Raw genomic sequence first — 21,225 nt, 5'->3', positions numbered from 1 at the left:
TCAATAAAAGGGGGCGCATTTTATAGATAAACGTAAAACCCCCGTAGTAAATTTTGCATACGCAGGTTATTTTCTGACAATGGCAATGTGGGTAATGGTTCAGGAGATCTTGCTCCACTGAGATTTTCCCTGTTGTACAGCCAGATATCGCTGTAATGGCTGATTTTCAGGCAATGTGAGGTCAGGATCCTCCTGTAAAATTTTCTCCGCGCTGGCACGGGCGGCTTCCAGAATGGCTTTGTCGGCCACGATATCAGCCAGTTTTAAGTCCAGTATACCACTCTGGCGGGTACCTTCTATATCACCAGGTCCTCTCAGCTCCATATCTTTTTCTGATATGATAAAACCATCGTTGGTTTGTACCATCACGTTGATACGTTCTTTGGAGTCGGCTCCCAGTTTGTTGCCGGTCATAAGGATACAATATGACTGTTCTGCACCTCTGCCCACACGGCCTCTGAGCTGATGCAGCTGGGAAAGTCCGAATCTTTCGGTGCTTTCAATCACCATAACGGAGGCATTGGGCACGTTTACCCCTACTTCTATCACGGTGGTGGCCACCATGATCTGGGTATCCCCGGTCACGAAACGCTGCATATTGGCTTCCTTCATATCTACCGGTTGTTTGCCATGGACCATGCTGATGTAGAACTGCGGCTCCGGGAAGAATGCTTTCACCTCTTCATACCCTTTCATGAGATTCTCATAATCAAGTGTTTCAGACTCTTCGATCAATGGGTACACAATATAAGCCTGCCGTCCTTTTCTGATCTCATCTTTGATAAAATTCATTACTGAAGGGCGCTGCCATTCCGTGCGGTGCACGGTGGTGATAGGCTTACGGCCGGGCGGTAGTTCATCGATGACAGACACATCCAGATCACCATACACCGTCATAGCCAGTGTACGGGGGATGGGTGTTGCGGTCATAACAAGGATGTGTGGCGGCATGGTGTTTTTTTGCCATAGCCTTGCACGCTGTGCGACTCCAAATCTATGTTGTTCGTCTACAATGGCGAGGCCCAGGTTGCGGAAGACCACCTGATTTTCCAGCAGGGCGTGGGTGCCGATAAGTATATGGATCTTTCCTTCTTCTGTATCCTTCAAGATCTGCTTTCGGGCTTTGCCTTTTACATTGCCGGTGAGCAGGGCAACCCGGAGGTCCATTTTTTCAAGCAATTCAGCAATACCTTTATAGTGTTGCTGAGACAGGATTTCTGTGGGAGCCATCAGGCAGGCCTGAAATCCGTTGTCGATGGCGAGCAGCATGGTAAGCAGGGCGACCATGGTTTTGCCGCTACCTACATCCCCCTGAACAAGGCGGTTCATCTGACGGCCGGTGGCGGTGTCCTGCCTGATCTCTTTGAGTACTCTCTTTTGTGCCCCTGTCAGGTTGAACGGCAGGTGTTCGTTATAAAATGTATTAAACGTTTCACCTACACTTGTGAACAAAAATCCGTGTGAGGCTGCCTGCCTTCTGATTTTGAGCCTACAGATGCGGATCTGGGCGAGGAACAGTTCTTCAAATTTCAGTCTTCGTCTTGCCTGTGCAGCATCGTCTTCACTAGCCGGGAAGTGAATTTTGAAGAAGGATTTAGCTCTGTCCATCAACCGGTATTGCTGGATGACCGGCAGAGGTATATTCTCCGGGATCTCGTGTGGAGACAATTGTTCCAGCAGGTTTTTAGTCAGCTTGCCAATGGCTTTGGCTGATAATCCCCTGGCTTTTAATTTTTCGGTAGTAGAATAGACCGGTTCCAGTGTGGCTTTGCCGGTGGCAGTTTCTTCGGTGACGAGGTCCATTTCCGGGTGGGACATTTGCAGGTAGCCATTGAATACGGAGAGTCGGCCGAATACAAGGTAACTGGCATGTAGCTGGAGGGATTTTTCCATCCACTGATGTCCCTGGAACCAAACGAGTGGTATTTCGCCGGTATCGTCGCGCAGAGTGGCCACGAGTCGTTTTGCACGTTTTTCCCCGACGGTTTCTATCCTGGTAATACGGCCCCTGATCTGCACAAAATCCATCTGCCCATGCAGGCTGATGATCTTTTCCACTTTGGTACGGTCTACATAGCGAAATGGAAAGTAGTTCAACAGGTCACTGAAAGTGTGGATGTTTACTTCCTTGCGCAGGAGTTCTCCCCGTTGAGGGCCGACGCCTTTCAGGTATTCTATTGGATTGGATAATATGGCAGTTCTAGCGGAGGATTCCATGATTTTGTGAAATACAAAAATAGCGGAAGTGAGAACTATAAAAAAGCCATTTATCTTTTTGCCTCAAACTTGCACGGGCTTAAGGCAAATAGAAAATATCCAACGAAGATCTGCATAAAAAAAGCGAACTAATGGAAGTATTACCTTCATTAGTTCGCTCTTTAAAAATGTATGTAACAGACAGATTTACTCTGCTTCTACTTTTCCTTCTACAAACTGCTTCATCCACTCGGTAGTTACGCTCTTTGGTCTTTCCAGAGAGAAACCAAGTGCACGATCCCAGCAAAGCGAGGCTAAAACGCCCAATGCGCGGCTTACCCCAAACAATACTGTATAGAACTCATACTCTACCAGCCCGTAATGTACCAGCAGCGCACCGGAATGTGCATCTACGTTAGGCCATGGGTTCTTTACCTTACCCAGATTTTCGAGGATAGGAGGTACAGTTTCATAAATATTCCATACGATATTCACCAGTTCATCGTCAGGCAGGTGCGTTTTGGCAAACTCCATCTGAGCAGTGAAGCGGGGGTCAGTCTTACGCAATACAGCGTGACCATAACCTGGTACTACTTTACCTTCTGAGAGGGTTTTACGTACATACTCTTCAATCTGTTGCTTGCTAGGCGCATTAGTACCCAGTTCTTCACGCATGCTCAGTATCCACTTGATCACTTCCTGGTTAGCCAGCCCGTGCAACGGACCTGCCAGACCATTCATGCCTGCAGCAAAAGACAGGTATGCATCGCTCAGTGCAGACCCTACCAGGTGGGTGGTATGTGCACTTACGTTACCACCTTCATGGTCAGCGTGGATTACCATGTACAGACGCATCAGCTCTTTGAAGCCCTCGTCTTCATAACCCAGCATGTGAGCAAAATTGCCCGCCCAGTCTAACAGGCCATTCGGCTGGATATGCACATTGTTCTTGTATTTACGACGGTATATATAAGCAGCGATACGAGGCAGACGAGCAATGAGATCCATTGAATCGTCGTACATATAGCTCCAGTAATCTTTCTTATTAATGCCCTCCGCATAAGCTTTGGCGAAGGCAGATTCTGTCTGCATTGCCATCACCCCAACAGTGAACATGGTCATTGGGTGTGCGCTTACCGGCAGTGCATCGATCGCAGCAAATACATGGTTTGGCACATGCGAACGACGTGCAAACTGGCTGGACAGATGTTGCACATCTGCTTCGGACGGCAACTCCCCTATTAACATCAAATAAAACAGTCCTTCCGGTAATGGTTCCGCTCCCCCTTTCACTTTCGGCAAATTATCACGCAGTTCCGGAATGCTGTAGCCCCGGAAACGGATACCCTCATTCGCGTCCAGTAATGAAGTTTCAGTAACTAAACCAGTAATGCCGCGCATACCCTGGTAAACCTGTGCAAGTGTTACATCCTCAATCTTTCTGGTTCCGTGGTTTTTAACAAGGTCTTTAATCTCAACGTTCAGCTCATCGGCTTTGACCTTAAATTTTTCTTTTATATGACCCATTTTAAACTGTTAATTGGTAATGATAACAAAAAGACGATCAATTGTCAAAAGTAATGATTTGTTAATGAACTTAACATTAATATGATCAGCCCCAAAAGGACATGGTTTCATGCGAAATACTATAACCTACTGGCTATCAAAATACTAATAAGTAAAGAATGCTAAATTCAATAAATATTAAAGAAATGTGAATTTTTTATTTGGGTGCCCTCATATACAGGTAGAATCCAAGTGCTCCGAATACGAAGTTCGGTATCCATACTGCCAGCAAGGGGTTCAGGTTTGCTTTGATGGAAAACACGGTGGAGAACTGCAACATAATGATGTAGGTGGCGCTGATCACGATACCTACGGCCAGGTGCAATCCACTACCTCCACGTACCTTCTTGGATGCGATGATTCCTCCGATCAGGGAAAGGATCACCACTGCTGCGGATGAGGCGGTACGACGATACTTTTCCACATAGAATACGTTCAATCCTTCGGCGCCACGCAGGTTTTCCCTATCTATATACCGGGTCAGCTCGGGCGTGGTCATTGCCTCCTGCATGTTCTTTTCTTCATGCATTTCAGCGGGGTTCAGGGCCAGTTTGAGTGTAGTATCCCTGGTTTTGAACCAGTTCTCCTTCAACCCGTTAATTTTACGAACCGTTACGAGGTTAAGTTTCCACTCTTTCTTAACAGAATCCCACTCAATTCGTTCAGCTCTCAGCTTCATACGCAGTTCCTGCCCGTGAATATCTTCCAGTTCGAAGTTACCGCCACTTCTGTAGTTAGGGTCATAAGAACCGAAGGTCACATAGGTGAAGCTATCAATACGGATACTTTTGTCGTACATGCTTTCCGAAGCGCTTCGCTTGTTTACGTATGTGTTTTCGAACTTGGTACGGATCTTATTCGCGATCGGTACGGTCCAGAAGTTACCCAGCCAGAGTATGCCACCGAACAGGAATGCACCCATCCAGTAGGGCCGGAGGAAACGTCTGAAACTCACACCTGCACTCAGGATGGCAACGATCTCTGTACGATACGCCATCTTTGACGTGAAGAAAATTACGGAAATAAATATAAAAAGCGGGAATAACAGTGCTGCAATGTGCGGAATAAATCCAAAATAGTAGTCTACGATGATCCGGTAAACAGATAAGTTACTGTTCATGAAGTCGTCCACCTTCTCTGTAATATCTATCACAACAGATATTATAAGCAGGATAGAGAGGGAATAAATGAAGGTACCTATGAACTTACGTAATATATACCAATCTATTTTAGTAATCATATAGCGGCAAAATAATAAAAATCTAAAGTCTTTGTTTCAGCTGCGGCACCATTCTGTTCTTCCACTGGGCATAATTTCCTGTTAAAATTTGCTTCCGTGCTTCTTTCACCAGTTCAAGATAGAATGCCAGGTTATGAATGCTGGCCAGGGTCATGCCCAGGATCTCTCCTGCTACGAACAGGTGGCGCAGATAGGCTTTGCTATATTGGCTGGAAGCGAAGCAGGCACTATTTTCGTCGACTGGTGAAAAGTCGTCTGCCCATTTTTTATTCTTGATATTGATGACACCGTTCCAGGTGAAGAGCATACCATTGCGACCATTGCGGGTAGGCATCACGCAATCGAACATATCCACACCTAAAGCAATGTTTTCCAGGATATTCCATGGAGTACCCACGCCCATCAGGTAGCGGGGTTTCTCTTTGGGCAGGATATTACATACCAGTTCGCACATTTCGTACATATCAGCTTCAGGTTCGCCCACACTAAGGCCACCGATCGCGTTACCGGCACATTCGCGGGCAGCAATTTCTGTGGCAGAAATGGTACGGAGGTCTTTGTAAGTACTACCCTGTACGATAGGGAACAGGGTTTGTTCATAGCCATAAGCCGGTTGTGTATCCCTGAGCCGGGCAATACAGCGGTCCAGCCAGCGGTGCGTGAGCTCCATAGACTTTTTTGCGTAGCGGTATTCCGACGGGTAGGGCGGACATTCATCGAAGGCCATGATGATATCGGCGCCGATGGTACGCTGGATGTCCATGACATTTTCTGGTGTGAAAAGGTGACGGGATCCGTCTATATGACTTTGAAAAAGGCAGCCTTCTTCTTTGATCTTTCTGTTGGCAGCCAGGGAAAATACCTGGTATCCGCCGCTGTCTGTGAGGATAGGGCGATCCCAGCCGTTGAACTTGTGGAGCCCACCGGCTTTGGAAAGAATTTCCGTGCCCGGGCGCAGGTAAAGGTGATAGGTGTTGCCAAGGATGATCTGTGCCTGGACATCATTTTTAATCTGCTCCTGGGTGAGGGCTTTTACACTGCCTACGGTGCCTACAGGCATGAAAATAGGCGTTTCAATCACGCCGTGACCGGTGGTAATGACGCCGGCACGGGCTTTACTTTCACTATCAGTTGTTGTCAGTTCGAATATCATCTGGCTATTTTCAGGGGGCAAAAATAAGGTAACTTCCTTTCATTAGCGTTTTTTAGGGGAGAATCCGCTTTTTCTGCCTCGTGCCGGTTAAGGAAACCTGTATTCCCGGCTTGCTGAAAAATCTTTTTTTCCACAGCACTATACAGATAATTGAAATCATATATATTTGCTACGCTATGTTGTATAACTTAGGCTTATTAGCCTTTTACAGTTTTGCTACCGTTGCAGCGATACAGATTCTCTATTACCTGATCGTCTTTTCCAGGGTAGCTTTTTATCGCCGTACCTTCGACGTTGATGCAGAGCCGGAATCTAAGTTCTCAGTAATTATCTGTGCCAAAGATGAAGAGCTGAACCTTCAGAAAAACCTGCCCTCCGTACTTTTACAACGATTCCATGGTAAAAAAGACCCTTCTTATGAGGTCATTGTTGTAAATGACAATTCAGAAGATGATACAAAATATTACCTCCGTTCCATAGAAGCTGGTTATCCACATTATCGCCATATTGAGATTAAGCAACCCGCCAAGTTTATTCCTGGTAAGAAGTTTCCGCTCTCTATGGGTATCCGTTCAGCTAAGTTTGAAAACATCCTGCTTACGGATGCCGATTGTAAGCCGGGCAGTACTTATTGGTTAGCATTGATGAGCCAGGGTTTTACTGATGGGAAGGAGATTGTGCTGGGATATAGTCCTTATGTAAAGAAACCGGGGTTGTTGAATAAAGTGATCAGATATGAAACTTATTTCAGTGCATTGCAGTATTTAGGTTTTGCCCTGAGTGGGGTAACTTATATGGGAGTGGGCAGGAACCTGGCTTATAAGCGGGAATTGTTCAATCGTCAGAAAGGGTTTACAGCACATCATCATATTGCATCGGGCGATGACGATCTGTTTGTAAATGCGGCGGCGAACAGGCAGAATGTGGGAGTGGTGATCAATAAACAGGCGTTTACGTATTCTGAGCCGAAGACGAGCTGGCGGAAGTGGTTTCATCAGAAGACGCGGCATATGTCTACAGGAAAGCATTACCGGTTTAGTCATAAGTTGCTGCTGGGGTTGTTTTCTTTGACACATTTCCTGTTTTACCCGCTGTTTATAGCCAGTCTCTTTTATCAGCCGATGATGATTTTTGTGTTGTCAATCTTTGGGGCGAAGATGTTGTTGCAGAGTGTGATTACGTTTATGGCAATGAAGAAGCTGGATGAAGGGGATCTGTTTAAGTTTAGCTGGTTTATGGATCTGTTTATGTGTTTTTATTATGTGATCTTTACACCGGCGTTGTTGTTTAAGTCGAAGAACAGGTGGTAAGCTCTTGTTCATCAATTAATAAGGAAAGATACCTTTCAGCATAAAGATTTTATAATGCCCGGAGACGATACGTTCTCCGGGCATTTTTTTAAATATCTTTGCACCCACATATGGACATCATTCAAAAATACTTCGGGGACTTCACCCCTACTCAGATCGACCAATTCTCCCAACTGCTCGAACTCTACAAAGACTGGAACGAGAAGATCAACGTCATCTCCCGCAAAGACATCGATGCCTTATATGAAAAGCACGTCCTTCACTCCCTGGCGGTTGCTGCCGTTGCTGATTTCCCGGACGGCTATGAGGTGATTGATCTCGGTACAGGCGGTGGATTTCCCGGCATTCCGCTGGCCATCTTCTTTCCGGAAGTAAAGTTCCACCTGGTAGATGCCATCGGGAAAAAGATCAAAGTAGTACAGGGTGTAGCTGATGCATTGGAATTAAAGAATGTGACCACCGCTCATTCCAGAGCAGAAGATATTAAGGATAAAAAATTCGACGTGATCGTATCACGTGCAGTAGCGCCTTTAAAAGACCTCTGGCGCTGGGGAAGACCATTGTTGAAAAAGGCGCCCGCTCACCTGCAGCAAGCCGGCCTCATTTGCCTGAAAGGTGGCGATCTGGCACAGGAAGTACAGGAAAGTGGCCTCAGACCCCGCCTTACCAGCGTTTACCAGCTATTCCCTGAAGAATTTTTCCGGGAAAAATACGTGGTAGTGGTAAACAAGTAAAATAAATCCTCTTTTAAATTATTGATTTTCATTATTTATAAGCTAAATTCAAAAAAACTTTCCTGAACTTTAAAATATCCTGCATTTTCCTTCGTCTCCAATAGTAAGATGAAAGATTTGCTCCTAACAAAAACGCCTCTAGCTATGGCTGCTGAACAAAATGAGCGCATACAGGAAACGGTGCGTAAGGAGCGGCAACGTCTACTCCATTTCATCCGTAAAAGGGTGAATAATGTGGCGGATGCAGAAGATATTTTACAGGACGTTTTGTATCAGTTTACAGAATATTCCCGGCTGGGTAGTCAGATCGACTCTATCACCGCCTGGTTGTTCACCGTAACCCGCAATAAAATTACCGACTGGTTTCGCAAGAAACGGGAGACTACCTTCAGCGATCATACACAGGAAATAGATGGGGAAGAGACTTTGTTCCTATCCGAACTGATAGCCGATCAGGATGCCAAAAGTGACGCACCACTCACACGAAAAGTATTAGCAGAAGCCATTATGGAAGCCATAGATGAGCTGCCGGAAGAGCAGCGCTATGCATTTATTCAGCATGAACTGGAGGGAAAATCCTTCAAGGAGATGTCTGCTGAAACCGGCATTCCCGTGAACACCCTATTATCGAGAAAGCGCTATGCTGTGCTGCATCTCCGCACAAGGCTGGCACAATTGTATGAAGAATTGTAAAACACATTATATGTTTAAGAGAGGACGAAAGCCGAAGGCTTTACATATTTTGAAGTTCATTGTCATGGGGGTAGTTTTTATCACCGCATTGGGCTTCGGTATCCGCGAGTTATGGAATTGCCTGATCCCGGATTTATTCCACGGACCTGTGATCACATTCTGGCAGGGCTTAGGCCTGTGCCTGTTGGGAAAACTGCTCTTTGGATGGCATGGTGGTCCCGGCGGAGGTTTCAAAAGAAACAGAAGGGCGTGGGATGAAAAGTTGAAAGAACGCTATGCAAATATGACACCGGAAGAAAGAGAAAAGATGAAAGAAGGACTGAAGAACTGGTGCCGCCCGAATAACCGCTTCAGCCGTTGGTATGATGATACTGATGTACTGACCAAACAGGAAGAAACAAAACCAGATACAGGAACCAATATATAATGTAGCCATGCACTCGTTAGCCATTCAACCACCTATAACTTTTAATGCTATGATTGGAATATTCAAAACTAATATAGCAACGCCGGAAGAGAGAACCCATGTACTCCATGCGATCCGGAATAATTATGAAGTAGGTCAATGCCATGTGGACCTGGAAGATTGTGACAAGGTATTGCGGATTGTGAATATGAAAGTGGAAGAGGACGAGATAATCAGGTTTGTACAGCAGCAGGGGTTTAATTGTGAGATATTGGATTAACGAAAGCGCAGCAGAAAGAGATTGAAGTACAGAAAGCGATGATCAAAAATAGTCATAAAAAAGCGCCTGTATCTTTCATGATGCAGGCGCTTTTTTTATAAATGTCATTTTAGTACATGCTCACTTTTACTGCTGGAATTTCAGTTTATTATTGCTCCGGTTAATATCCGCCAGGCGCATGCTCGGGTCAATTTCAATCTCCCCGATGTCTCCTATTGGCGTATCGATCACCACATCGTAGGTAGGACTCGTCCATCTCCATGCATCATGCACCGAACGCATAATATTCCCATCCTCATTGGGCTTGGTGCCGTACATGAGAGAAAGCGGTATATAATGCAACACTTTCTTACCAGCTTTTGTGGTCACCATCAGGTCTATCGGCATCGGGAAGTTATCTATCCTGCGTAAACGGATCACTGTTTTATTATTATCATTCGTGAACACGGTATCGATACCATAATCAATATGCTTTACAGAATACACCAGGTATTGCTTATACCAATCCAGTGCGATCCCGCTTTCCTTCTCCATTTCACGAATAAAATCGTTTGGATTCGGATGTTTGAAGCGCCAGTCACTGTAGTAACGCAGTAATCCTTTATCCCTGTTTTCAGCACCAATCACATAGCCTAACTGTTCCAGGAACACAGCACCTTTATTGTAAGCAGTCTGTGTATATCCATAGTTCGTATTGTAATGATCAGCATGTGTGCTCATCGGCTCTTCAGCTCCGCTCTTTACAAGGTTGAAATAACCATTGTAAGAACTTTCCTGTGCAAAAGCTTCTTTGGTTGAATCCAAGGTATGATACAATACATTGTTCTCTGCAAATGTGGTAAAGCCTTCATCCATCCATGGATACAGGCTTTCGTTCGTACCCAGCATACCCTGATACCAGCTATGCATCCACTCATGCACACCCAGTCCATACAGGCCTTCCAGCTTACCATTCCCCATGATCAATGTTGCCATAGGATATTCCATGCCCCCATCACCACCTTGTATGAAGCTATAGCTCTTGTAAGGATAAGGACCATAATGAGCTTTGATGTATTCATATGCACGTGGAATCATCTTGGCAAATGCAGGCCAGGTTTCCTTTGTGATATCATTTTCAATGTAGAAAAAATGTGCCACGAAGCCATCTACCTGCTGTGTGATATGCTTATAATCAGGATCTGCAGCCCATACAAAATCATGCACATTATTTGCAATGAAGTGCCATGAAAGCTTCTCTCCCGCAGGACGGATCACTTTTGTACCCGGCATTTCATACCCATAACCAATCTGGTTAGGATTCTGCAAATATCCGGTAGCTGCGATCACGAATTTTTTATCCATCGTGATCTTTACATCGTAATCACCCCATACACCGTAGAACTCACGGGCAATATAGGGGGTTGCATGCCAGCCTTCGTAATCATATTCACACATCTTAGGATACCACTGCGACATGGAGTAATCTACTCCTTCGGAGTTATTACGGCCGCTACGACGGGTTTGCACAGGCACCTGTGCTTCAAATTCCATTTCGAATGTCGTAGTGGAATGAGGAAGGATCGGTTTTTTCAAAGGCACTTCCAGAATGGTTTCCAGCATATTAAAGGGCTGCGGTACACCATCACGTTTCAGGGAAAGTACATGTTGATAGCCTATCTGTTCAGGGGTGAATTTAGAGATCTTGTCTGCCACGCGGTAATCCCAGTCTCTTTTTTCGTTGCCTTTGGAATCACGCCCTATGACGATCTTGCCCAGCTCACGGCTACGCACGTCCATCATGCTACCTGGCTGAAATGCATTCCAGTAAAGATGATAGAACACCTTGTATAAGGTATCGGGTGAGTTGTTGGTATATTCCAGTTTTTGCTTGCCTGTAAAGCGGTTAGTGGCTGCATTTACATTCACATCCATCACATACTTTACCCGTTGTTGCCAACGGTCAGGCTGTGCCTGCGCAGGCGCGAAACCTGCTGCCAACAGGCACACCATCAGGCCTTTAACTACTGACATGTGCTTCATTTCCTAATTCAATTTTTGTTATATGACAAATACGGTACATCCCCCTGCTGGGGTGTGAGCTGTAGGCCGCTTTATATGCCAGTTTAGATGCTATATTACGTCTTACGTTTACGCGAGGAGATACTGCAAATCTCCTGCCTCAATGAAGATACTGAGTTATTCTTCTTCTTCCTGCGCTTTTTTCTTCCCTATGGCGCCTTGCAGGATCAGGACGATCTCCCCTTTTACTCCCTTCTCTTTATAGTAATCATGTACTTCCTGCAGGGTACCACGCTTGTTTTCTTCGAACAGCTTGGTCAGTTCGCGGCTTACACAGCATTGTCTGTCAGCACCGAAGTAACCGATCATGTCTTCGAGGGTCTTTACGAGACGGTGTGGAGATTCATAAAAAACCAGGGTACGCTCGTCTGTAGCCAATTGGGTAAACAGTGTATGGCGGCCTTTTTTCAAAGGCAGGAAGCCTTCAAATGCAAACCGGGTCATAGGTATCCCGCTATTGACAAGGGCAGGCACAAAAGCGGTAGCACCGGGCAGACACTCCACAGGTACCCCGGCACGTACACATTCTCTTACCAGCAGGAACCCGGGATCAGATACACCGGGTGTACCGGCATCGGTGATCAGGGCCATTGTTTTGCCGGCCTGTAACTGCTGTAACAGGTGCTGCAATACTTTATGTTCATTGTGCTGATGATAAGGCGTGATAGGTTTGTTGATGTTGTAATGCTTTAATAGCACACCAGATGTACGGGTATCTTCCGCAAGCACCAGGTCTGCCTCTTCCAGTACTTTTACAGCGCGGTAAGTAATATCGGCAAGATTGCCTATGGGAGAAGGAACGAGATAAAGCTTCATAAAGATCGAATGGCGCAGGGCGTACCGGCAACATCCACCGGGCGTACTGCTTTCCTGAATAAAACACGTAAGGCTGACTTCTGGCAGCTAAATTCAATTCTAGCGGCGTGAAAGTCAGCCTTATTAATTACTTATTGAATAGTTACTTCAAAAGACTCCATTACCTGGTTAGCCAGCAGCTTCTGACAAGCGTTCTCTGCCAGGGTCTGTGCTTCTTCTTTTGTAGCAGCTTCTATGTGCAGGGTAATATGTTTTCCGATTCTCACATCATTGATCTGTGTCATGCCAAGGTTCTTTAATCCACTCATGACCGCTTTTCCCTGAGGATCCAGCAATTCTTTCAGTGGCATCACGTTGATATGTGCAGTAAACGTCATTTTTTCTAAAATTTTGACGCAAACCTAACACATAAATCGCAAAAAACAAGCTGGGATTGTTCGAAGAAGGCGGCAGACAATCCTTTAATCGCCGGGAAAAACGGCTTTTCTGCTACGGTAAATAACATTTTTCCTGGTTGCTTAAAAAAAGTACTGGCCGGCATCAGCATGCCGGCCAGTACTTTTTCTGTATTATCATCAGTGCGCTTTATTTCGTTGCTGTCGCAGGGCGTGATGCCATTGACAGGATCACATATACAACAAAAATAAAAGGTACAGTTGCAAATTTCAATACTGGTATAGCCAATAATGCTAATATCAACAACAGGAACCTCGGCCAGTTCTGCGCAGGGTTGAAATTCTTGAACTTCATGCTCAACATCGGCATCTCTGCCACCATCAGGTAACAAAGCAACCCGATCATGATATACAGGATCCAGATATTCTGCAGGTAATGCGCCAGATTATAAGGATTATACAGCATAATCAGCGGAAAAGATGCTACCAGCAGCCCTACAGCCGGCGTAGGCACCCCGATGAAATTCTCTGACTGACGGGTATCCAGGTTGAACTTAGCCAGGCGGAATGCAGCAAAACAAGGTACCAGCAAGGCCGGCGCCAGGTTAATATAAGATACATCAAATACATCCGGCATCTGCATGTATGCACTACGCAATAACCGGAAGAAGATCATACCAGGCACTACTCCAAACGTCACCATATCAGCCAGTGAATCCAGCTCCTTTCCAAATGGTGAACCCAGTTTCAACAGGCGCGCCGCCATCCCATCCAGAAAATCGAATATCGCTGCCAACACTACCAGCGCAGATGCCCAGTAGACAGGCTCAGGATTCGTTACGGCGTAGTCATGTCCATTGAATTCAGCGATGTATTGCGGTGCATGCAGGATGTAAATGATTGCCAGCGCACCACAAAACAAATTACCCAGTGTAAGGATGTTAGGAAGTTGTTTCATTGTGATAGTCCATAAGATTGTCTCAAATGCAGCCTGAAAAAATCTGCATGATTTCATACCCGCAAATACCCGGATAAGACCGGGTAAAATTTACATTTGAGACAACCCCTGTGGTGTATTTTTTGGTAAATCTAACGCTAATATTACGCAATAGCGTACACATTACCTTATTTTTTCATTAAAGCTTCGATTTCATCTGCAGTCACAGGAATATTTTTCATCAGGTCAATATTGCCATTTGCAGTTATCCACACATTGTTTTCAATTCTCACGCCCATCTGCTCTTCCTCAATGTAAATACCAGGCTCAATGGTCAGTACCGCACCATCCGGGATGGGCTGCCAGAAAGAAGGCCCCAAATCATGTACACCCACACCGAGGTGATGGCTGATACCGTGGTACAGGTACTTGCGATAAGCAGGTGATTCCGGATCCTGGTTTTTGATATCCTCTTCTTTCAGCAGGTTGATCTTCACGAATACTTTACCAGCTTCCTCACCCATCATCTCATGATACCTGGCAATGGTCAGGCCCGGCTTCAGGATTGATTTAGCATAGTTATGCAGGTGCAGACAGGCATCATACACTTCACGCTGGCGTGGTGTGAATTTACCATTCACCGGTACAGTACGCGTCAGGTCAGCATTGTAACCACCATAGGCAGCACCGAAGTCCATCAGTACCAGTTCACCATCTTTACACTCCTGGTTATTGAACACATAATGCAGGGTGCGTGCACGGTCGCCGCTGGCAATGATAGATGTATAGGCTTCTCCGTCAGAACGGTTAGAGAGAAATTCGTGTACGATCTCTGCCTGGATCTGGTGCTCAAATACACCCGGACGGATGAATTTCAGCAAACGACGGAATGCACCTTCTGTAATATCCATCGCAGTCTGCAGCACCTTGATCTCCTCAGGGGTTTTCACCGCACGCAGTTTCTTAAAGATAACAGCAGCTCTCAGGTAATTGTGCAAAGGATAACGCGCACGCATTTCCTCCGCATACCTGTAATCTCTTACAGCGATGAGGCTGGATTTACGGTTATTCTCGTTTGTATTTAAATAAATATTAGTAGCCTCGTGAATCCACGGTTGTAATAATCCATCCAGCACATCCAGCCAAACAACTGTACCAATACCCGATACCGCCAGTGCTTCATCTTTACGCAGACGGTGGCCATCCCATTTCTCTTTTAACTCATTTGGACGTACCAATACCAACACTTCCCTGTACTTAGGATCCGGATTATCAGGGTATAAAATGAGCATTGTGTCTTCCTGCTCAACACCTGTTAACCAGTACAGGTCATGGTTTTGCTCAAATCTGTACAAAGCATCTCCATTACTGGGCAACTCATCATTTGAATTGATGATCGCAATGGAATTAGGTTGCATCTCCGCTATAAAACGCTGACGGTTTTTAATGAAGATCTGTGAATCCAGTGGCAAATTTTTCATAATTGATCCTATTGATTAAAACGCGCGTCAAACCTACTGAAATTTTAGGAAGTATCCCCTAACGGGTGAATATGCGGGTACAATGGATGAGGATAAGTGTATCAACAGCCCATAATTCCCTGCTGTTTCCTACAAAACAGTCCCAGCCATTTTAGAATTTCTCTAATTGATTATCCATTTAGCATCTATTTTTTCTAAATTTATGTTAACAAGGGGCTATTAATTTGATAATTTCAAAAAAAGGCGCAGCTTTGCTTTAACACACCAAAACAATCTTACTATGCAAGTCAGCAGCGTAAGGAACCCTGTCGCTATCCTATCAGCTATAGGAATAGACCAACCAGCCGCTATCTATTATCAGGCAGCACCAGCCGTGCTGGTGTCGCAAACACTGGCACGGAAACAGGGAGTCCTCACCGCCAACGGAGCCTTGTCCGTAAACACCGGAAAATTCACCGGCCGCTCTCCAAAAGATAAGTTCATCGTAAAAGATGCGCTCACTTCTGCAACTGTGAACTGGAATGACTTTAACATTCCTATGTCCGCCGATCACTTTGACCGGTTGTACACGAAAATCACTGCATACTTTAAGGGAAAAGAGATCTGGGTGCGCGACTGCGTTGCCTGCGCGGATCCTGCATACCGTATCGGTATCCAGGTAGTGACTGAAACCCCATGGGCCAATCTCTTTGCTTACAATATGTTCATTCGTCCTACGGCTGAAGAAGCAGAGGACATGCATACGGATTGGACCGTGATCCAGGCACCCGGCTTCCTCGCAGATCCTGCTACCGATGGTACCCGCCAGGAGAACTTTGCAGCTATCAGCTTTGAACGCAAAATAGTGCTGATCGGTGGTACCGCTTACACCGGCGAGATCAAGAAAGGCATTTTCACTATACTCAATTATATACTGCCGCAAATGCATGGTGTATTGTCTATGCACTGTTCAGCCAACCAGGATGAACACGGAGATACGGCCATCTTCTTTGGCCTGAGCGGTACAGGAAAAACAACACTCAGTGCAGATCCTGCCCGTAAACTGATAGGTGATGATGAGCATGGCTGGTCTGCAGATCATATCTTTAACTTCGAAGGCGGCTGCTATGCAAAATGTATAGACCTCAGTGAAGAAAAAGAACCTCAGATCTTCAAAGCCATCCGCGAAGGAGCACTGCTGGAAAACGTCTCGTGCTACGAAGGGACTAATAAAGTAGACTTTGCCAATAAATGTATCACAGAAAATACGCGGGTATCTTATCCGCTGGATTATATTGACAACGCGGTAATACCTTCCGTAGGAAATGTCCCTTCCAATATCTTCTTCCTGACCTGCGATGCATTCGGGGTGTTACCTCCTATCTCCAGACTCACACCGGCACAGGCCATGTACCAGTTTATCTCCGGCTATACTGCCAGGGTAGCGGGTACAGAAACAGGTGTGACCGAGCCGACCACTACCTTTAGCACCTGCTTTGGGGCACCGTTCCTGCCACTGCACCCTGTGCAGTATGCACAACTGCTGGGGCAGAAACTGAAACAGCAGGAAGTGGCAGTATGGCTGATTAATACCGGATGGACAGGCGGTCCTTACGGCACAGGTCAGCGTATTTCACTGAAATACACAAGGGCAATGGTCGCTGCAGCACTCAACGGACAGCTGGACAAAATTGCGTATAAAGATTTTCCGTTCTTTGGATTTGGTATACCGGAACACTGTCCGGGAGTGCCGTCAGAACTGCTGGATCCCCGCAATACCTGGGCTGATAAGGATGCTTTTGACAAACAGGCAGAAGACCTGGCAGACAGGTTTATCCAAAACTTTAAGAAATACGTGGCGCAGGCTGATCCGGAAATTTTATCCGCATCTCCAAAAATTTAATTATATTACACTTCTTAGCCGCCTTTAAAATTTCCACTATTATTTAATCAAGTTCTATTTTAGAGCAAGACAAGTGGCCTAAATTTGAAATTTTGAAGGCGGGACACTTGTTTTGCGGAACTTGTGAGCGATAAATACCGGGATTAAACTAATCGTATATATGAAACGCTTTTGCCGATTGGCAAAAGCTTTTTTTGTTTTAAGACGGCCCGAAATAGCTGGCATCCCACAGCAGTTGCCGGCCGGTGAATAAGGAAACCGATGCGGATACTGTAAGTACCCGGTACCCTTGCCCGGAACAAACCCCCAATGAGTCCATTTAATATTTAGAAAATTTTCCTAATTAAGCCTACCTTTGCGCATGCAAATTTTAGACGGTAAACTTGTATCAGCGGCTATTAAAGCCCAACTGGCAGAAAAGGTAACTGAACTGAAGGCTTTAGGCAAGAAAGTTCCTCACCTGGCTGCTATCCTGGTAGGTAACAACCCTGCCAGCGAAACATATGTTGCTTCCAAAGTTAAGTCCTGCGCAGAGATTGGCTATCACTCTACCCTGCTGCGTTTCGATGAAAAAATCTCCGAAAAACATCTGCTTGACAATATCACCCTGCTGAATGAAAATGCAGATATTGACGGTATTCTCGTACAGTTACCACTTCCTAAGCATATCAATGAAGAAGTTGTAATCAATACCATCGATCCAAGCAAGGACGTAGACGGTTTCCATCCGGTAAACGTAGGTAAAATGGTCAGTGGACTGCCTGCTTTCATTCCGGCTACTCCTTACGGCATTATGCTGATGCTGGAACACTATAATGTTCCGACAAAAGGTAAACACGCTGTAGTCATTGGCCGCAGCCATATCGTAGGTACGCCTATCAGCATCCTGCTGAGCAGAAACAGCAATCCTGGCAACTGCACCGTTACCCTCACACACTCACATACACACAACCTGAAAGAACTCTGTCTCCAGGCAGACATCATCGTAGCTGCTATTGGCCGTCCGAATTTTGTGACCGCTGATATGGTGAAAGAAGGTGCTGTGATTGTGGATGTAGGTATCAACCGTATCGAAGATGCCACCAGGAAATCTGGTTTCAGATTGGTAGGTGATGTCAATTTCGACGAGGTAGCCGGGAAATGCAGCTACATCACGCCGGTTCCAGGTGGCGTTGGTCCTATGACCATCGCGGCGCTCCTGAAGAACACCTATCACGCTGCGGTAGGCCAGAAAGGAAATATGAACTAATCACAGGGTGATCCATTTGCTTTTTATTACAGGTTGTAAATAAAATGCGAATTGAGTCACCATCAATTATACGGTACGCATAGTGCTAACGGCAATATGCGTACCTTTGCATAATGTCAACTACTGCTACATATCCAAACGTACGTACACTCCCGGTAATGGAGCGCTTTTACACAATTCAGGGTGAAGGCAATTACCAGGGCTGTGCAGCTTATTTCATCCGCCTCGGTGGTTGTGATGTAGGTTGTCACTGGTGCGACGTGAAAGATAGCTGGGAAGCAGACCGTCACCCGCAACTGGAACTGACTGACATCGTACATGAAGCTGCCAGCTATCCCGGCCGGATAGCCGTCATCACCGGTGGTGAACCGCTCATGCACAACCTGGATGCATTGACAGCTGATCTGCATGCTGCCGGTTTCCGTACACATATCGAGACTTCCGGCTCCTCTCCCCTTTCCGGCAACTGGGACTGGATCACCTTGTCCCCCAAGAAATTCAAGGCGCCACTGCCAGAGATCTGTTCACTTGCCCACGAACTAAAAGTGGTGATCTTCAATAAGAGTGATTTTGCCTGGGCAGAGAAATATGCTGCGCTGGCCGGTCCTCATTGTAAACTGTATATCCAGCCGGAATGGAACAAAGCCGCTGAAATGACCCCATTGATCATCGACTACATCAAGGATAACCCCAAATGGCAACTCTCCCTGCAGGTACACAAATATATTAATGTACCATAAGTGCAATACGGGTTCAGATCATAACGTTTATTGAGAAAAAAATATGTAATCGCATTGATTATCTGATAGAAAGGTAATCATCTGGCGATTTTTTCATATATTGGACCCACATTCCCAATCATAAGTTATGGCCAAATTCCCAATATTGCTGAGTTGTCTTGTGATTAGCCTGGGTGTGCATGCTCAGGTGGTGACCTATGATAACGCTAAGAAAAAAGCACAGAAGAGTTTTGACAATGCACAGTTAGCGGTTTCGGAGTATAAAACGGAAGATGCTATTATATATTTGCAGGAAGCGGTACGAGCTGAGCCTGGATTTACAGACGCCTATGGGCAGATGACTATTTCCTATGTAGAATTGAAGAAATACAATGAAGCCATCACGGCTTTTGAAACACTGAAAAGGCTGGATAGTGCATCTATCCGACCGGCCCTGCTGGCTTACTCCAAAGCACTGGGTGGTGTAGGCAGATTTGCGGAAGCCCTGGCCAGTATCAACCTCTACATTGCCACTACCAAGATTAAAAATCCAAAAGCAGAGGCCCTGCAAAAGACTTTTACCTACGCTGCCAGAGAAGCCCTACACCCGGTACCTTTCACACCAATCAACCTGGGAGATAATATCAATACCAAGGATGGAGAATATTTCCCTTCACTGACCATCGACAACCAGATGCTGGTATTCACACGCAGGGTAAATGGCAAGAACGAGGATTTCTACGTGTCGGAAAGAGATGACAGCATGCACTGGAAAAAAGCTTATAACCTGGGGCAACCAGTAAACTCTACGGCTTTCAACGAAGGTGCACAGAATATTTCGCAGGATGGTAACATGCTGGTATTTACAGGATGTAATTTCCCCAATGGACGGGGTAGCTGTGATATTTACTATGCCCTCAGAACAGAAGAAGGACTGTGGGTAGAACCGATCAACATGGGCAACCCAATCAATACAAGGGACTGGGAGTCGCAGCCTTGTCTTTCTCCTGACAAGCAAACATTGTATTTCGCAAGAGAAACAGCGGATGCAGGTTCCGATATCTTCAAAAGCGAACTGCAGGCCAACGGCAGATGGGGTACTCCTGAAAGACTGGGACCTAACATCAATACTCCTGGTGATGAGAGTACACCTTTTATACATGCAGATAACCAGACGTTATACTTTGCTTCAAACGGACACCCGGGCTTTGGAGGCATGGACCTGTTTTATTCCCGCAAACAACCGGATGGTTCATGGGGACCTGCGGTCAACCTGGGTTATCCCATCAATACGATGGATGAAGAATCGAGTCTGGTAGTAGCAGCAGATGGTAAAACAGCCTATTATGCTTCTGATCGTACCGATAGCCGCGGCTCACTGGATATCTACAGTTTTGAGCTGTATCCAGCTGCAAGGCCACTGAAGACGCAGTATGTAAGAGGATATGTGTATGACCAGAAGAGCCAGAAACGCCTGGTAGCGAATATTGAGTTACAGGACCTGGAAACAGGGGAAACAATGGCGAATATCAAGAGTGACCTCATGGGTAACTACCTTGTGGCCTTGCCTGTGGGCAGAGATTATGGCCTGAATGTGAACAAAAAAGGATACCTGTTCCATTCAGAGAACTTCTCATTGAAAGGTGCGGATAAAGATACCGGCTATTTCAGGGAAGTACCTTTAGTACCACTGGATACAAGTGCTATCATGGTACTGAATAATGTGTTCTTTGCAAGCAGGGAATATGCATTGAAACCAGAGTCTTTTGTAGAGTTAAACAGACTCGTAGGGCTGATGAAAGAGAATCCGACCATGATCGTGGAAATAAGCGGGCATACAGATAATGTGGGTAATGATCAGATCAACCTGACATTGTCAGACAAACGTGCGCAGGCCGTGGTGCAGTACCTGGTGCAGAAAGGGATAGCGACGGAAAGGCTGATAGCGAAAGGATATGGTGAAAGTAAGCCGGTGGCAGATAATGAAACACCGGAAGGAAGGGCACAAAACAGGCGGACAGAATTCAAGATTATCAAACTATAGAAACAAAAAAGGCATCTTCTCCGAAGATGCCTTTTTTGTTTCTATAGTTTTGAAGGTGCTAAT

General features: G+C 45.7%; 18 protein-coding genes. 9 read left to right on the top strand and 9 right to left on the bottom strand.

What is annotated here, in order from left to right; all coding sequences use genetic code 11:
* Positions 1-99: 99 nt before the first annotated feature.
* The 4 genes from recG to tgt all read right to left on the bottom strand — a co-directional run bounded on the left by recG (position 100) and on the right by tgt (position 6,155).
* Positions 100-2,217: an ATP-dependent DNA helicase RecG gene (gene recG, locus ABDW33_RS02670; RefSeq protein WP_343688521.1), complete on the bottom strand. Its 2,118-nt coding sequence runs from the start codon at positions 2,215-2,217 to the stop codon at positions 100-102.
* 186 nt (positions 2,218-2,403) lie between these two features.
* The gene (locus ABDW33_RS02665; RefSeq protein ID WP_343688520.1) at positions 2,404-3,723 is read right to left on the bottom strand and encodes a citrate (Si)-synthase, eukaryotic; all 1,320 of its coding nucleotides are present in this window, start codon (positions 3,721-3,723) and stop codon (positions 2,404-2,406) included.
* A gap of 196 nt (positions 3,724-3,919) precedes the next feature.
* Positions 3,920-5,002: an LptF/LptG family permease gene (locus ABDW33_RS02660; protein ID WP_343688519.1), complete on the bottom strand. Its 1,083-nt coding sequence runs from the start codon at positions 5,000-5,002 to the stop codon at positions 3,920-3,922.
* A gap of 22 nt (positions 5,003-5,024) precedes the next feature.
* The gene (tgt, locus tag ABDW33_RS02655) at positions 5,025-6,155 is read right to left on the bottom strand and encodes a tRNA guanosine(34) transglycosylase Tgt (RefSeq protein WP_343688518.1); all 1,131 of its coding nucleotides are present in this window, start codon (positions 6,153-6,155) and stop codon (positions 5,025-5,027) included.
* 176 nt (positions 6,156-6,331) lie between these two features.
* Between tgt and ABDW33_RS02650 the strand changes: the two genes are divergently transcribed.
* From ABDW33_RS02650 to ABDW33_RS02630, 5 genes are all read left to right on the top strand, one after another.
* Positions 6,332-7,465: a glycosyltransferase gene (locus tag ABDW33_RS02650; protein WP_343688517.1), complete on the top strand. Its 1,134-nt coding sequence runs from the start codon at positions 6,332-6,334 to the stop codon at positions 7,463-7,465.
* Between the two features lie 110 nt (positions 7,466-7,575).
* Positions 7,576-8,199 (top strand): 16S rRNA (guanine(527)-N(7))-methyltransferase RsmG, encoded by a 624-nt coding sequence (gene rsmG, locus ABDW33_RS02645; RefSeq protein ID WP_343688516.1) that lies wholly within the window; start codon positions 7,576-7,578, stop codon positions 8,197-8,199.
* A gap of 144 nt (positions 8,200-8,343) precedes the next feature.
* On the top strand, positions 8,344-8,892 hold the full coding sequence (locus tag ABDW33_RS02640) for an RNA polymerase sigma factor (RefSeq protein ID WP_343688515.1): 549 nt from the start codon (positions 8,344-8,346) through the stop codon (positions 8,890-8,892).
* A 10-nt stretch (positions 8,893-8,902) separates the two neighbouring features.
* Entirely contained in the window at positions 8,903-9,319 is a 417-nt protein-coding gene (locus tag ABDW33_RS02635) for a hypothetical protein (protein ID WP_343688514.1), read from the top strand.
* Between the two features lie 49 nt (positions 9,320-9,368).
* Positions 9,369-9,578, top strand: a complete 210-nt coding sequence (locus tag ABDW33_RS02630) for a hypothetical protein (protein WP_343688513.1) — start codon at positions 9,369-9,371, stop codon at positions 9,576-9,578.
* 126 nt (positions 9,579-9,704) lie between these two features.
* Here ABDW33_RS02630 and ABDW33_RS02625 read toward each other — a convergent pair whose 3' ends face one another.
* From ABDW33_RS02625 to ABDW33_RS02605, 5 genes are all read right to left on the bottom strand, one after another.
* Positions 9,705-11,600 carry a M1 family metallopeptidase gene (locus ABDW33_RS02625; protein WP_343688512.1) on the bottom strand — a complete coding sequence of 632 codons (1,896 nt, stop codon included), beginning with the start codon at positions 11,598-11,600 and terminating at the stop codon, positions 9,705-9,707.
* 156 nt (positions 11,601-11,756) lie between these two features.
* Positions 11,757-12,455, bottom strand: coding sequence for a 16S rRNA (cytidine(1402)-2'-O)-methyltransferase (gene rsmI, locus ABDW33_RS02620; RefSeq protein WP_343688511.1), 699 nt, complete (start codon positions 12,453-12,455; stop codon positions 11,757-11,759).
* A gap of 131 nt (positions 12,456-12,586) precedes the next feature.
* A complete protein-coding gene (gene purS / locus ABDW33_RS02615) occupies positions 12,587-12,832 on the bottom strand; it encodes a phosphoribosylformylglycinamidine synthase subunit PurS (RefSeq protein ID WP_343688510.1) in 246 nt (81 codons plus the stop codon).
* A gap of 208 nt (positions 12,833-13,040) precedes the next feature.
* Positions 13,041-13,808: a CDP-alcohol phosphatidyltransferase family protein gene (locus tag ABDW33_RS02610; protein WP_343688509.1), complete on the bottom strand. Its 768-nt coding sequence runs from the start codon at positions 13,806-13,808 to the stop codon at positions 13,041-13,043.
* Between the two features lie 167 nt (positions 13,809-13,975).
* Positions 13,976-15,268, bottom strand: a complete 1,293-nt coding sequence (locus ABDW33_RS02605) for an aminopeptidase P N-terminal domain-containing protein (RefSeq protein ID WP_343688508.1) — start codon at positions 15,266-15,268, stop codon at positions 13,976-13,978.
* Between the two features lie 280 nt (positions 15,269-15,548).
* Between ABDW33_RS02605 and pckA the strand changes: the two genes are divergently transcribed.
* The 4 genes from pckA to ABDW33_RS02585 all read left to right on the top strand — a co-directional run bounded on the left by pckA (position 15,549) and on the right by ABDW33_RS02585 (position 21,162).
* Positions 15,549-17,150 (top strand): phosphoenolpyruvate carboxykinase (ATP), encoded by a 1,602-nt coding sequence (gene pckA / locus ABDW33_RS02600; RefSeq protein ID WP_343688507.1) that lies wholly within the window; start codon positions 15,549-15,551, stop codon positions 17,148-17,150.
* A gap of 361 nt (positions 17,151-17,511) precedes the next feature.
* The gene (folD, locus tag ABDW33_RS02595) at positions 17,512-18,399 is read left to right on the top strand and encodes a bifunctional methylenetetrahydrofolate dehydrogenase/methenyltetrahydrofolate cyclohydrolase FolD (protein ID WP_343688506.1); all 888 of its coding nucleotides are present in this window, start codon (positions 17,512-17,514) and stop codon (positions 18,397-18,399) included.
* A gap of 113 nt (positions 18,400-18,512) precedes the next feature.
* A complete protein-coding gene (locus ABDW33_RS02590; protein ID WP_343688505.1) occupies positions 18,513-19,139 on the top strand; it encodes a 7-carboxy-7-deazaguanine synthase QueE in 627 nt (208 codons plus the stop codon).
* A gap of 127 nt (positions 19,140-19,266) precedes the next feature.
* Entirely contained in the window at positions 19,267-21,162 is a 1,896-nt protein-coding gene (locus ABDW33_RS02585) for an OmpA family protein (RefSeq protein ID WP_343688504.1), read from the top strand.
* Positions 21,163-21,225 lie beyond the last annotated feature (63 nt).

The sequence above is a fragment of the Chitinophaga sp. genome, from assembly GCF_039596155.1.
GTDB lineage: Bacteria > Bacteroidota > Bacteroidia > Chitinophagales > Chitinophagaceae > Chitinophaga.
This window is presented reverse-complemented; position numbering and strand designations above follow the sequence as displayed.